14 protein-coding genes are annotated in these 12,982 nt (G+C 63.5%); 2 read left to right on the top strand and 12 right to left on the bottom strand.

Going from position 1 to position 12,982, the window contains the following annotated elements; genetic code table 11:
- The first annotated feature begins 33 nt into the window (after positions 1-33).
- Together dxs and J3P89_RS03040 are read left to right on the top strand one after the other, a co-directional pair.
- Entirely contained in the window at positions 34-1,932 is a 1,899-nt protein-coding gene (gene dxs, locus J3P89_RS03045) for a 1-deoxy-D-xylulose-5-phosphate synthase (RefSeq protein WP_434696681.1), read from the top strand.
- Positions 1,933-2,076: 144 nt separating this feature from the next.
- The gene (locus J3P89_RS03040) at positions 2,077-3,957 is read left to right on the top strand and encodes a TonB-dependent receptor domain-containing protein (RefSeq protein WP_434696679.1); all 1,881 of its coding nucleotides are present in this window, start codon (positions 2,077-2,079) and stop codon (positions 3,955-3,957) included.
- A 137-nt stretch (positions 3,958-4,094) separates the two neighbouring features.
- On the opposite strand, the gene J3P89_RS03035 is transcribed toward J3P89_RS03040, so the two are convergent.
- From J3P89_RS03035 to nrdR, 12 genes are all read right to left on the bottom strand, one after another.
- Positions 4,095-4,880 carry a cobalamin-binding protein gene (locus J3P89_RS03035; protein WP_434696677.1) on the bottom strand — a complete coding sequence of 262 codons (786 nt, stop codon included), beginning with the start codon at positions 4,878-4,880 and terminating at the stop codon, positions 4,095-4,097.
- Positions 4,880-5,299 carry an MFS transporter gene (locus J3P89_RS03030; protein WP_434627853.1) on the bottom strand — a complete coding sequence of 140 codons (420 nt, stop codon included), beginning with the start codon at positions 5,297-5,299 and terminating at the stop codon, positions 4,880-4,882. The genes J3P89_RS03035 and J3P89_RS03030 overlap by 1 nt, the downstream gene beginning before the upstream one ends.
- On the bottom strand, positions 5,296-5,913 hold the full coding sequence (ribA, locus tag J3P89_RS03025) for a GTP cyclohydrolase II (protein WP_305498489.1): 618 nt from the start codon (positions 5,911-5,913) through the stop codon (positions 5,296-5,298). Before ribA ends, J3P89_RS03030 begins: the two co-directional genes overlap by 4 nt.
- A 109-nt stretch (positions 5,914-6,022) precedes the next feature.
- Positions 6,023-6,781: a substrate-binding periplasmic protein gene (locus J3P89_RS03020; RefSeq protein ID WP_434696676.1), complete on the bottom strand. Its 759-nt coding sequence runs from the start codon at positions 6,779-6,781 to the stop codon at positions 6,023-6,025.
- An 11-nt stretch (positions 6,782-6,792) separates the two neighbouring features.
- The gene (locus tag J3P89_RS03015) at positions 6,793-7,296 is read right to left on the bottom strand and encodes a phosphatidylglycerophosphatase A family protein (protein WP_030140455.1); all 504 of its coding nucleotides are present in this window, start codon (positions 7,294-7,296) and stop codon (positions 6,793-6,795) included.
- Positions 7,293-8,255 carry a thiamine-phosphate kinase gene (gene thiL / locus J3P89_RS03010; protein WP_434696675.1) on the bottom strand — a complete coding sequence of 321 codons (963 nt, stop codon included), beginning with the start codon at positions 8,253-8,255 and terminating at the stop codon, positions 7,293-7,295. The genes J3P89_RS03015 and thiL overlap by 4 nt, the downstream gene beginning before the upstream one ends.
- Positions 8,256-8,273: 18 nt before the next feature.
- Positions 8,274-8,774 carry a transcription antitermination factor NusB gene (gene nusB / locus J3P89_RS03005; protein ID WP_434696673.1) on the bottom strand — a complete coding sequence of 167 codons (501 nt, stop codon included), beginning with the start codon at positions 8,772-8,774 and terminating at the stop codon, positions 8,274-8,276.
- Positions 8,771-9,247: a 6,7-dimethyl-8-ribityllumazine synthase gene (gene ribH / locus J3P89_RS03000; RefSeq protein ID WP_039594266.1), complete on the bottom strand. Its 477-nt coding sequence runs from the start codon at positions 9,245-9,247 to the stop codon at positions 8,771-8,773. Before ribH ends, nusB begins: the two co-directional genes overlap by 4 nt.
- A 274-nt stretch (positions 9,248-9,521) precedes the next feature.
- Positions 9,522-10,613, bottom strand: coding sequence for a bifunctional 3,4-dihydroxy-2-butanone-4-phosphate synthase/GTP cyclohydrolase II (ribBA, locus tag J3P89_RS02995; RefSeq protein ID WP_434696671.1), 1,092 nt, complete (start codon positions 10,611-10,613; stop codon positions 9,522-9,524).
- A 16-nt stretch (positions 10,614-10,629) separates the two neighbouring features.
- Complete coding sequence (locus tag J3P89_RS02990) at positions 10,630-11,292, bottom strand: riboflavin synthase (RefSeq protein ID WP_092204487.1); 663 nt, start codon at positions 11,290-11,292, stop codon at positions 10,630-10,632.
- Between the two features lie 46 nt (positions 11,293-11,338).
- Entirely contained in the window at positions 11,339-12,472 is a 1,134-nt protein-coding gene (ribD, locus tag J3P89_RS02985; RefSeq protein WP_434627844.1) for a bifunctional diaminohydroxyphosphoribosylaminopyrimidine deaminase/5-amino-6-(5-phosphoribosylamino)uracil reductase RibD, read from the bottom strand.
- Positions 12,469-12,933, bottom strand: coding sequence for a transcriptional regulator NrdR (gene nrdR / locus J3P89_RS02980; protein WP_013694316.1), 465 nt, complete (start codon positions 12,931-12,933; stop codon positions 12,469-12,471). The genes ribD and nrdR overlap by 4 nt, the downstream gene beginning before the upstream one ends.
- Between the last annotated feature and the right edge of the window lie 49 nt (positions 12,934-12,982).

Here is a 12,982-nt window from a genome sequence, read left to right as displayed (position 1 = left end):
GCCGCCTCTTTTATACCTATAACGATTCGCCTGATGCCCACGACGTTCCAAGAGATTCCCCGCACACGCCCGGCCACGCCCTTGCTGGACCGCGCCAACACGCCGGACGGCCTGCGTCGGCTGGGTGAAGCCGAGCTGGAAACCCTGGCCGATGAGTTGCGCCTGGAATTGCTCTACACGGTCGGCCAGACCGGTGGGCATTTCGGCGCTGGCCTGGGCGTCATCGAGCTGACCATCGCCCTGCATTACGTCTTCGACACTCCGGACGATCGCCTGGTGTGGGACGTTGGCCATCAGGCCTACCCGCATAAAATCCTCACCGGCCGCCGCGACCGCATGGGCACGCTGCGCCAGAAGGACGGCATCGCGGCTTTTCCGCGCCGTTCCGAGAGCGAGTACGACACCTTTGGCGTCGGTCATTCCAGCACTTCCATCAGCGCTGCCCTTGGCATGGCCATTGCCGCCCGGCTGCAGAACAGCGAACGCAAGGCGATCGCCGTGATCGGCGATGGTGCGTTGACGGCGGGCATGGCCTTCGAGGCGCTGAACCACGCCCCTGAAGTCGACGCCAACATGCTGGTGATCCTCAACGACAACGACATGTCGATCTCGCGCAATGTCGGCGGCTTGTCCAACTACCTGGCGAAGATCCTCTCCAGCCGCACCTATGCGAGCATGCGCGAAGGCAGCAAGAAGGTCTTGTCGCGCCTGCCCGGCGCCTGGGAAATCGCCCGCCGTACCGAAGAATATGCCAAGGGCATGCTGGTCCCCGGCACGCTGTTCGAAGAGCTGGGCTGGAACTACATCGGCCCCATCGACGGCCACGATCTGCCGACGCTGATCGCCACCCTGCGCAACATGCGCGATCTCAAGGGCCCGCAGTTCCTGCACGTGGTCACCAAGAAAGGCAAAGGCTTCGCTCCGGCGGAAGTCGACCCGATCGGCTATCACGCGATCACCAAGCTCGAACCCCTGGATGCCCCCGCCGCCGCGCCGAAAAAGGCCGGCGGACCGAAGTATTCCGGCGTGTTCGGCCAATGGCTGTGCGACATGGCCGACGCCGACCCGCGCCTGGTGGGCATTACCCCGGCGATGAAGGAAGGTTCGGACCTGGTGGCGTTCAGCGAACGTTACCCGCAGCGTTATTTCGACGTGGCAATTGCCGAACAGCATGCCGTTACGCTCGCCGCCGGCATGGCCTGCGAAGGCGCCAAACCGGTGGTGGCGATCTATTCGACGTTCTTGCAACGCGGCTATGACCAACTGGTGCATGACGTCGCAGTGCAGAACCTCGACGTGCTGTTCGCCATTGACCGCGCGGGCCTGGTGGGTGAAGACGGCCCGACCCACGCCGGCAGCTTCGACTTGTCTTACCTGCGCTGCATCCCCGGCATGCTGGTGATGACGCCGAGCGACGAGAACGAATTGCGCAAGATGCTCACCACCGGCCACCTGTTCAACGGTCCGGCGGCGGTGCGCTACCCGCGTGGCACCGGCCCGAATGCAACGATCGAAAGCGACCTGGAGCCGATCGAGATCGGCAAGGGCGTAATCCGCCGCCACGGCAAGCAAACCGCCCTGCTGGTGTTTGGTGTACAGCTGGCGGAAGCCTTGAAGGTCGCCGAAAAACTCGACGCCACCGTGGTGGACATGCGTTTCGTCAAACCGCTGGACGAAGCCCTGGTGCGCGAGATGGCCGGCAGCCACGAACTGCTGGTGACCATCGAGGAAAACGCCATCATGGGCGGCGCCGGCGCGGCGGTCAGCGAGTTCCTGGCCCGGGAAAACATCCTCAAGTCGGTGCTGCACCTGGGGTTGCCGGACATCTACGTCGAGCACGCCAAGCCGGCGCAGATGCTCGCCGAATGCGGGCTGGACGAGGTGGGGATCGAAGCGGCGGTGCGGCTGCGGTTGCAGTTGCTGGGCTTGTAAGTACAGCCAACACAAGCCCCTGTGGGAGCGAGCTTGCTCGCGATAGCGGTGTATCAGCCGAGCATTAGTTGACTGACACTCCGCTATCGCGAGCAAGCTCGCTCCCACATTGGTTTATGTGGACCCAGTCATAACGGAACACCCATGAAACTCCGCCTCGCCCTCGCCCTCTCTCTGCTACCCGCCGCCGACCTGCTCGCCGAGACCTTCGAACGCGACCAGGCCCTCAAGCTGCCTGACATCCTGATCAGCGCCAATCGCCAGGTCGAGGCGCGCAATGACAGCAGCGCCGCCAACACAATCTTCACCCGCGACGACATCGAACGCCTGCAACCGGCCACTGTCACCGACCTGCTCAGCCGCGTGCCCGGCGTACAGGTGGCACCGTTGGGCGGGCGCGGCAGCCTGCCGGGAATCTACATTCGCGGCACCAAGTCGGCCCAAAGCCTGGTGCTGGTGGACGGCCAGCGCATCGGCAACGCGACCTCCGGCGACAGCAATCTGCAACGCTTGAACATCAACCAGATCGAACGGGTGGAAGTGCTGCGCGGTTCGCGCTCGGTGATCTACGGCGCCGATGCGGTGGGCGGGGTCATTCAGATTTTTACCCGTCGCGGCGCCCAACAAGGCCTGCAGCCACGCCTGCATATGGGCGTCGGCAATCATCAGACCTGGGAGCGCAGCCTCGGCCTGTCCGGTGGCGACGAGCAGACCCGTTTCAACCTGGGCGCCAGCCTCGACGAAAGCGAGGGGAGCAATCGGACCCATGAGTCCTACGCCAGCGACCGCGACGCCGATGCCAACCGCAACCAGTCCTTCAGTCTCAGCCTGAGCCATGCAGCCAGCGACGACCTGGAAGTTGGCCTCAACCTGCTGGATAACCGAGGCAAAAGCGAATACGACAACCCGTTCGGCCGCTTCGACTCCAACACTTTCGAGTCGCTGCCCCAACAGCCCTACAGTGAATTTGCGGTCAGCAGTTTCAGCGGTTATGTCGATGGGCGGATCAACGACGCGTGGAAATCCCGCCTCGAGCTGGGCCACAGCGAGAACAGGGAAAAAACATTCGACAAGCTCAGCGATGTCCGGGAGGTGTTCAACACTTATCGCGACTCGCTGACCTGGCAGAACGACGTGACCCTGGACGAACGCAACAGCCTGATCCTCGGCGGCGACTGGTACCAGGACCGCGTCAACAGCAGCACGCCGTTCGACGAAGACAGCCGCTGGAATCGTGCGGCATTCATCCAGCACCGCTTCCAGGCCGAAACGTTCTCGACCGAGCTGGGCTTGCGCCGCGATCAGAACCAGCAGTTTGGCGGCCAGAACAGCTGGAGCGGCACCCTTACCCTGCCGGTCAACCCGACCAACGACGTGTTGCTGACCTACAGCGAAAGCTTCCGCGCGCCGACCTTCAACGATCTTTACTACCCGGACTTCAGCAACCCGGACCTGAAACCCGAGACGGCCAGAAGCTACGAATTGCAATGGCGCAGCCAACTGAGCGACAGCGCTCGCCTGGAAGCGTCCCTGTACCGCACGAACCTGGAAGACGCGATCATCTTTGGCAGCAACTCACGGCCGCAGAACGTCGCTTCGGCGCGGATCAACGGTTTCGAAATGGCCTACCGGCAGGAACTGTTCGGCTGGCAGGGCAACCTCGGCCTGGCGATCATCGACCCGCGCGACCGCGACAGCGGCCACACCCTGGCACGCCGCGCCCGCCGCACGTTGAGCCTGGACCTGGACCGGCAATTCGACCGCCTCGGCCTCGGCGCGAGCTGGCAAGCGGTGAGCAGCAGTTACGACGATGAAAACAACCGCAACGCCCTGGGCGGCTATGCGCTGCTCGGAGTGCGCGGCAGTTGGGCGTTGAGCCGGGAAGTGAAGCTTGAGATGAAGGTCGATAACCTGCTGGACCAGAATTACAGCCGGGCGCTGTATAGCCATGACGGGGGACAGTATGGGTATCGGGAGGAAGGGCGGTCGTGGTTGTTTGGGGTGACCTGGACGCCTTCCCTCTGATCCAGGATTTATGGTGCCCGGCCTGGCCTCATCGCGAGCAAGCTCGCTCCCACAGGTGATCTGTGGCGGATATGAAATCAGCGTTCGCCACGAATCCCTGTGGGAGCGAGCTTGCTCGCGATTGGGAGCACCGCGGTCTAACGGTCTGGCGCAATCAACTCACACAACCGCGCCGTCGCCTCGATCATCTGCCCGCTGGCCCGCTCCAGGCCTTTATCCTTGACCAGCAACAACCGCCCCTGCGCCACCGGCCAGGCTTTCCAGGCGTCAAGCTGCGCCTGCTCCGTAGCCAGGACCACCTGCGGTTGGCGCTGCAATACCGACTCCACGCTCACTTGCGGCGCCGGCAGGTCCAGGTCTGCAAAGACGTTGCGCGCGCCGCACACTGACAGCGCATCACTGATGATCTGTCGGCCGCCCACGGTGTACAGCGGCCGATCCCAAACCTGATAGAACACCGGCAGCGGCGTATCCCTTCGATAGCGCTGGCGTAATGCCTCAAGACGCTCACGCAATTGCGCCGCTCGTTGCACGCCCCGCTCCGGGCGGCCGAGCTGGGCGGCGATGTCTTCGATTTGGTGGAGGAGCTGGTCGAGGCTGTGGGACTCGGCGATATAAATCGGAATGCCCAGGCCCTTGAGCTGTTCGCGCTGGGCCGGGCCGATACTGCCGGGCCAGAGCAGGAGCAGATCGGGCTGGAGGCTAAGCAAGCGCTCCATATCCAGCTGGCCATAACGGCCCACCGACGGCAGGTCCTTCAGGACCGGTGGACGATCGCCACCGTCCAGCACACCCACCAGCAGGTCGGCGGAGCCTAGTTCAACGACAATTTCAGAGAGCGACGGCGCCAGGCTGACGACACGATTGGCCGCCGCCGTCGAAGCGCTGGCGGCCAGCAGCAGAACCGCCAGCCAGAGACGCATCAGCCGAGCTGGCGCGGGATGCGGTACAGGTAGAACAGCACCGCCGTGGATAACGCCAGGAGCATCAGCGGTACCGCTTCCAACCCGACAAACACCGCCAGCGCGCCAATCCACGCCGGCAGGCCTGCCGCCAGAAACGCTGCGCGACGCCGAGCCGCGAGAGTGATCCAGGCTTGGGGTTCTTCCGGTGTATCGAGGGATTTCTGCGTGGCGACCAGGGCGTTTTTATAACCGCCGAAAAATCGCAGGCTGACAAACATCGACGCCACGCCGGCGATAAACAACGGCATCGCCAATACCGGCAGAATCGCTTCGCCCTGGCCAAACACCGCGTTGATCACGAACAGCGGCAGCAACGCCAGCGCCAGGTATTGCCACCAACTGACGGCCAGCCGCCGCCGAACCTGACCACGCGTCACGCCCGGTCGACCTCGCCCTGGTGCTCGTTGCCCATCATGTGGTCGAGCTTGCTGGCCTTGGTTGCCAGGTAAAGCTTGTTGTGCGGGTTGTGCCCGGTATGCAGCGGCACGCGCTCCGCCACCACCACGCCCATGTCGGTCAATGCCTTGACCTTGCGCGGGTTATTGGTCATCAGTCGCAACGACTTGATGCCCAGGTGTTCGAGCATCGGTTGGCAAATGCTGTAGTCACGCAAGTCGGCGGCAAACCCGAGGCGCTCGTTGGCTTCGACAGTATCGGCGCCGCCGTCTTGCAGCTCGTAGGCACGGATCTTGTTCAACAGGCCGATGCCGCGGCCCTCCTGGCGCAGGTACAGCAGTACACCACGGCCCTCGCGAGCAATGGCCTGCAGGGCCGCTTCGAGTTGCGAGCCGCAGTCGCAGCGCTGGCTGAACAAGGCATCGCCCGTCAGGCATTCGGAGTGCAGGCGACCGAGTACCGGAGCGCCGTCGGCGAAATCACCCAGGCTGAGCACGACGTGCTCGCGGCCGGTGGCTTCATCGAGAAAACCATGCATGGTGAATTGCGCAAAGGGTGTTGGCAGCTTGGAAGCGGCAACAAAAACGACAGGCACCGGTGTGCTCCTGATCTAGTACTGGAGATTCGCAGAGGCGGGCATTGTAACAGCACGATCCGACAGACGCTTAGGCTGAATTATCAACCATTACCATCGAAAAGTTTGATCACGGCTTTGGTGGCTTGCCACTCTCGTCAAAGGGATAGGGCTGCTTCCAACGTTCGAAAATCGGCTTCAATTGGCCGTTTTTCACCAGCACGTCCATGCGCCGGTCGAACAGTGCACGCAAGGCACGTCCGTTTTCGGTGTCGGCAAAGCCCAGGTACAGCGGCAGGTTGATCAGCGCAGAGAGCTTGAACTGCTGGGGGTCGTCGGCCTTGGCGAGTACATCCTGGATTTCCATCAACGCATCGATATAAAAATCGGCACGGTCGTGGACCAGCATCGGCAAGATCCCCACGGAGCGGTGGATTTCATTGAAGCGCCGGATGTTCGGCAGATAATTGTTGTATTCGTACCCGCGCATCCACACCAGCCGGTAATTGCCCACCGTGGCCAACGTGGGAGAGGGCTTTGACGCCAGGCCCAACGCATAGATGTGATCGACGTCGTAGTGCCAATTGGGGTAGAGCACCCCCTCGGATTCGTCGCGATAGGCACCGACCTGCACGTCGACTTCGCCACGCTGCACCAGGCCGATCGAACGGGTGTAAGGCACGCTGCGGGTTTCCAGCTTGACGCCTTCGGGTTCGAACACCTCGCGCAGGATATCCCAGGCCATGCCCTGGCCATCCGCCTGGGTGTAGTCGGCCCACTCCTCGCTGGCCGCGCGGATCTTGCCGGGCAACGGCGCCGACTCGGCCACGCGAACACCGAGCAACGCCCCGAGACACAACAACAGCAACAGTGTGCGGCTTACGCCCATGCCTGGTTCCCTCAGGTAAAACACCACACCAACCCTTGCATTGCCAGCCAGGCGAACACGCCGGCCAATACGTCATCGAGCATGATGCCTACCCCGCCGTGTACATGCCGATCGATCCAGCGGATCGGCCACGGCTTGAGGATATCGAAGAAGCGGAACACCAGGAAACCCGTCAACAACCAATACCAGCCTTCCGGTACCAGCCACAGGGTAATCCACATGCCGACCATCTCGTCCCAGACGATGCCTTCATGGTCGTGCACCCGCAAATCATCCGCCACTTTGCCGCACAGCCAGAAGCCGAACAGCATGGTGATGCCGAGCATCAGCCAGTAGCCCCAATCCGGCAACATCTGCCACAACGGTATGAAGGGTAGCGCAACCAGCGAGCCCCATGTGCCTGGCGCTTTGGGCAACGTGCCCGAACCGAAGCCAAACGCCATGAAATGCCAGGGATTGCGCCAGACCGAGGGCGGAACGAATTCTGCCGGAACCTGGTTGGGATGATCTGTCACGGTGTCTCCCGAAAATGTTGATAGCCCCGGATTGGCGGGGTGATGTCCTGTCCAAGACTGTCGACCAGCATGACGCCCTGCCCCGCCGTGACACTGCCGACCACATGAATCGGCCAGCCTTCGGCGAGAAGTGCCGACAATCGGACCGGCGGCAGGGTGAACAGCAACACATAGTCGTCGCCGCCACTCAGGGCGGCATGTTGTGCCTGCGGCAGGCCAAACGCCAACAGAGCGTTGGACAACGGCAACCGGTCCCGTTCAACCCGTAACGCCACGCCGGATGCCAGCGCGATATGCCCGCAGTCCGCCAACAGCCCATCGGAAATGTCCATCGCCGCGCTGGCCTTGCCCCGTAGCGCCAGGCCGAGGCAGATCTGCGGTTGTGGCGACCAGTAATGCGCCAGCAGCGGCTCGGCGATAGCAGGCTCAGCGCTGCGCTCGTCGAGAACCAGCGGCAATGCGCCAGCGGCGTTGCCCAGGTCACCACCGACGCAAAGCAGATCGCCAGGTTGCGCGCCGCTGCGGGTCAGCGCCTGGCCGCACGGCACGCGGCCGAACACGGTCATGGTCAGGCTCAACGGCCCGCGGGTGGTATCGCCCCCCACCAGCGCTACACCACAAGCCTGGGCCATCTGGTTCAGGCCACGGGCATACGCCTGCAGCCAATCGGCGGCCACCGTCGGCAAGGTCAGGGCAAGGGTAAAGGCGAGAGGACTGGCGCCCATGGCGGCCAGGTCGCTGACCGCCACGGCCAGCGAGCGCTGGCCGAGCAGGAACGGGTCGCAAGGGTCTGGAAAATGCACACCGGCCACGAGCGTGTCGGTGGATACCGCGAGCTGTTCCCCGGGAGGAACGGCCAGCAGGGCGCAATCGTCGCCGATTCCGAGCGCAACGCCCTCGCCGCCCTGCGCACAGGCAGCGGCGGCAAAGTAGTGACGGATCAGCTCAAATTCGCCCATAGCCGCTACAAGCGCCAATCAGCGCTTGAACGCCTTCACTTCGGCTTCACGCAGACGCGGGGCGAGCTTGTCGAGTACGCCGTTGACGAACTTGTGACCATCGGTGGAACCGAAGACTTTCGCCAGCTCGATCCCTTCGTTGATCACCACGCGGTACGGTACGTCGACGCGCTGCATCAGCTCCCAGGTGGACAGGCGCAACACGGCCAGCTCAACCGGGTCCAGTTCATCAATGGTCAGGTCCAGGCAAGGCGCCAGGGCGATATCAATTTCGGTCTTGTGGGCCGGGACGCCGTGCAGGATCTCGCGGAAGTATGCGCCATCGACATCGCTGAAATCGTTATCGACGCGAAACTGCGCTTCGATCTCGTTCAGCGACTGCTTGGCCATGTGCCATTGGTACAGGGCCTGGGTCGCGAGCTGACGGGCTTCGCGGCGCTTGACGCTCTTCGAAGGCTTGCCGGCGTCGGCCGGTTTCGGCTCGCGCGGATTGAAACGATCGCTTTCGTCGCTAATCACTTGGCCTCCAACTGCGCCAGCAGGCTGACCATTTCCAAGGCGGACAGGGCAGCTTCGGCACCTTTGTTACCGGCCTTGGTGCCGGAACGTTCGATGGCTTGTTCGATGGAATCAACGGTCAGCACGCCGAAGGCAACCGGTACGCCGAATTCCATGGACACCTGGGCCAGGCCCTTGGTGCATTCGCCGGCCACGTATTCGAAGTGTGGAGTACCGCCACGAATGACCGCGCCGAGGGCGATAATCGCCGCAAACTCACCTTTTTGTGCAACTTTCTGCGCAACCAGCGGAATTTCGAAGGCGCCAGGGGCACGGATGATGGTGATGTCGCCTTCGCTCACGCCATGGCGAACCAGGGCATCGACCGCACCGTCGACCAGGCTCTCAACCACAAAGCTGTTGAAACGGCCGACTACCAGCGCGTAGCGGCCCTTGGGGGCGATGAAGGTACCTTCGATGGTCTTCAGGGTCATTCGTCAGTTCTCTTAAAGAGCCGGAGCACGTTCTATACGTGCTCCTCAGTGATATTAGTCTCGAATACAGCGCCGCAGATCCATCATCTCGTTCACTTGCACGTCTTCTGTGGCGAGGGAGCTTGCTCCCGCTTGGGTGCGCAGCGCCCATAACGGGGCCGCTGCGCAGCACCCCCAAGAAGGGCCGCTACGCAGCCCAGCGGGAGCAAGCTCCCTCGCCACAGATAAATCTAACAAGCCTTGAGTGAACAATAATGCCGGAATCCGCAGGCCATTATTCGGAGGGCACGTATTCTACAACTTCCAGATCGAAACCGGATATCGCATTAAATTTCATCGGTGCGCTCATCAGGCGCATTTTGCGTACGCCCAGGTCGCGCAGGATCTGCGAACCGGCCCCGACGATGCTGTAGGTGGTCGGTTTTTTCACCGGTTGATGTTCGGTGGTTTCGCGAATGTGCGCCAGCAGCACATCGCCATCGAGCGGGTGCCCGAGCAACAGCACCACGCCGCTGCCGGCCTCGGCTACCGCGGCCATGGCCGCGCGCAGGCTCCAGCGGCCCGGCTGCTTGACCATCAGCAGGTCACGCAGTGGGTCCATGTTGTGCACGCGAACCAGAGTCGGTTCTTCGGCGCACACGGTCCCCAGGGTCAGCGCCATGTGCACGTCGCCTTCCACCGAATCGCGGTAGGTCACCAGGTTGAACTGGCCCAGTTCGCTGTCCAGCGGCTGCTCGGCAATCCGCTGAACGGTACGCTCGTGGATCATCCGGTAGTGGATCAGGTCGGCAATGGTGCCGATCTTGATGTCGTGCTCGGCAGCGAAGGCCTCAAGCTCGGCGCGACGGGACATGGTGCCGTCGTCGTTCATCACTTCGCAGATGACGCCGGCGGGCTCGAAACCGGCCATACGCGCGAGGTCGCACGCCGCTTCGGTGTGGCCGGCGCGGGCCAGGGTGCCGCCGGCCTGGGCCATCAGTGGGAAGATGTGGCCAGGGCTGACGATGTCTTCGGCTTTGGCGTCGGCGGCCGCAGCGGCCTGCACGGTACGCGCCCGGTCCGCGGCGGAGATACCGGTGGTCACGCCCTCGGCGGCCTCGATGGACACGGTGAACTTGGTGCCGAATCCGGAACCGTTACGTGGCGCCATCAACGGCAGCTTCAGCAGCTCGCAGCGCTCGCGGGTCATCGGCATGCAGATCAGGCCACGGGCGTGCTTGGCCATGAAATTGATGTGTTCGGCCTTGCAGCATTCGGCGGCCATGATCAGGTCGCCTTCGTTCTCGCGGTCTTCGTCATCCATGAGGATGACCATCTTGCCTTGGCGGATGTCTTCAACCAGTTCTTCGATGCTATTGAGCGCCACGCGGCACCCCCTTGGGTCAGGATTTGAGGTAGCCGTTGGCGGCCAGAAAGCTTTCAGTGATGTTACCGGCCGCAGGTTCGGCAGCCTTGTCGCCCAGCAGCAGGCGCTCCAGGTAACGGGCCAGCAGGTCGACCTCAAGGTTGACCCGGCGACCAGGCCGGTACGAGGCCATGATGGTTTCGCTCAGCGTGTGCGGGATGATCGTCAGCAGGAATTCGGCACCATCCACCGCGTTGACGGTCAGGCTGGTGCCGTCGACCGTGATCGAGCCCTTGTGGGCAATGTACTTGGCGAGTTCTTTCGGCGCGCGGATACGAAACTCCACGGCCCGGGCGTTATCGGTACGCGACACCACTTCACCGACGCCATCGACATGACCGCTGACCAGATGCCCACCCAGGCGGGTAGTCGGGGTCAGGGCTTTTTCCAGGTTGACCGGGCTGCCGCTCTTGAGGTCGTTCATCGCGGTGCAGTCGAGGGTTTCCCGGCTGACGTCCGCCAGGAAACCATTGCCCGGCAGTTCCACGGCGGTCAGGCAGACGCCGTTCACGGCGATGCTGTCGCCCAGCTTGACGTCGCTCAGGTCGAGCTTGCCGGTTTCGACGTGGACCCGTACATCGCCGCCCTTGGGAGTGAGTGCACGGATGCTGCCGATGGATTCGATGATGCCGGTAAACATGGAGTCCTCCTCGAGAACGGACCGTCGCTTGCGCGAAAGCCGGGAATTATACGCTGGCCTGCGGAGCGGGGACGGCGATGACTCGCCAGTCATCGCCCACGGCGCGAATGTCGGTGATTTGAAGCTGCGGCGCGTCTTTCATCTGCGCCAGCGGCCAATCGAGCAATGGCCGCGCCGTGGATCCGAGGAACTTGCCGGCGATGAAAATCTGGAATTCGTCGACCAACCCCTGCCGGGCGAAAGCACCCGCCAGGCGCGGGCCGGCTTCCACCAGCACCTCATTGACGCCACGGGCCGCCAGCTCCAGCAGCAGGCGATGCAGATCGACCTGGCCATCTTCCCCGGCGACGATCATGCATTCAGGGCCGTTGGCGTACTGTTCCTCAACCGCCATGCAGGTAGCGACAAGCGCCGGGCCGGCTCTGAAGAACGGCGCATCCAGCGGCACCCGCAGACGACCGTCCACCAGCACCCGCAGCGCCGGACGGCTCATGGCCAACGCGGTCTGCTCGGCGTCCAGCCCAAGCTCATCGGCACGCACGGTCAGCCGGGCGTTGTCCGCCAGCACCGTATCGGCGCCGGTCAGCACCACGCTGGCCTGGGCGCGCAGGCGTTGCACCGCCGAGCGAGCGGCGGGGCCGGTGATCCATTGGCTCTCGCCGCTTTCCATGGCGGTACGGCCATCCAGGCTCATGGCAAGCTTGACCCGCACGAACGGCAGGCCGTGCTCCATGCGCTTGAGAAAACCTTCGTTGAGCTTGCGCGCTTCGCCTTCGAGCACGCCGCTTTGTGTGGCGATGCCGGCCTGGGCGAGACGTTGCAGGCCGCGCCCGGCGACTTCCGGATTAGGGTCCTGCATTGCCGCGACCACCCGCGCCACGCCGGCATTGACCAGCGCATCGGCGCAGGGCGGCGTGCGCCCATGATGGCTGCAAGGTTCGAGGGTCACGTAGGCCGTCGCGCCCCGGGCCTTGTCAGCGGCGGCGCGCAGGGCATGGACTTCGGCATGGGGTTCACCGGCGCGGATGTGCCAGCCTTCGCCGACCACCACCCCGTCGCGCACGATCACGCAACCGACCCGGGGGTTGGGGTGGGTGCTGTAGTGACCGCGCCGCGCCAGTTCCAGGGCGCGGGCCATGTAGTGGGCGTCGAGGACGGCCTGCTGCGCCGCGCCGGTCATTCTTTCACCGGTTCGCGGGCCAGGCGGTCGATTTCCTCGCGGAACTCGTTGAGGTCCTGGAAACGCCGGTACACCGAGGCGAAGCGGATATAGGCCACTTCATCGAGCTTTTGCAGTTCGGCCATGACCAGCTCGCCGACGACGAGGGACTTGACCTCACGCTCGCCGGTCGCGCGCAGCTTGTGCTTGATGTGCACCAGCGCCGCTTCCAGGCGCTCGACGCTCACCGGGCGTTTTTCCAGGGCGCGCTGCATGCCGGCGCGCAGTTTTTCTTCGTCGAACGGCTGGCGGCTGCCGTCGGTCTTGATCAGGCGCGGCAACACCAGTTCAGCGGTCTCGAACGTCGTGAAACGCTCGCCGCAGGCCAGGCATTCGCGGCGGCGGCGGACCTGTTCGCCCTCGGCGACCAGTCGCGAGTCGATGACTTTGGTGTCGTTGGCACCGCAGAAGGGACAGTGCATGGTGGCAGGCAACAAAAAAAGGGAGGGCCATGGTAGCGCATCCCACTGG

This window comes from Pseudomonas sp. Z1-14 (genome assembly GCF_051132005.1).
Lineage (GTDB): Bacteria > Pseudomonadota > Gammaproteobacteria > Pseudomonadales > Pseudomonadaceae > Aquipseudomonas.
Note: the sequence above shows the minus strand (reverse complement) of the source record. Positions and strands in the feature narration are given on the sequence as shown.

What these genes read in the sequence shown, in the direction of transcription:
- dxs (WP_434696681.1), top strand. Translation starts at nt 34, where the DNA reads ATGCCCACGACGTTCCAAGAGATTCCCCGCACACGCCCGGCCACGCCC.
- J3P89_RS03040 (WP_434696679.1), top strand. Translation starts at nt 2,077, where the DNA reads ATGAAACTCCGCCTCGCCCTCGCCCTCTCTCTGCTACCCGCCGCCGAC.
- J3P89_RS03035 (WP_434696677.1), bottom strand. Translation starts at nt 4,880, where the DNA reads ATGCGTCTCTGGCTGGCGGTTCTGCTGCTGGCCGCCAGCGCTTCGACG.
- J3P89_RS03020 (WP_434696676.1), bottom strand. Translation starts at nt 6,781, where the DNA reads ATGGGCGTAAGCCGCACACTGTTGCTGTTGTTGTGTCTCGGGGCGTTG.
- thiL (WP_434696675.1), bottom strand. Translation starts at nt 8,255, where the DNA reads ATGGGCGAATTTGAGCTGATCCGTCACTACTTTGCCGCCGCTGCCTGT.
- ribH (WP_039594266.1), bottom strand. Translation starts at nt 9,247, where the DNA reads ATGACCCTGAAGACCATCGAAGGTACCTTCATCGCCCCCAAGGGCCGC.
- J3P89_RS02990 (WP_092204487.1), bottom strand. Translation starts at nt 11,292, where the DNA reads ATGTTTACCGGCATCATCGAATCCATCGGCAGCATCCGTGCACTCACT.
- ribD (WP_434627844.1), bottom strand. Translation starts at nt 12,472, where the DNA reads ATGACCGGCGCGGCGCAGCAGGCCGTCCTCGACGCCCACTACATGGCC.
- nrdR (WP_013694316.1), bottom strand. Translation starts at nt 12,933, where the DNA reads ATGCACTGTCCCTTCTGCGGTGCCAACGACACCAAAGTCATCGACTCG.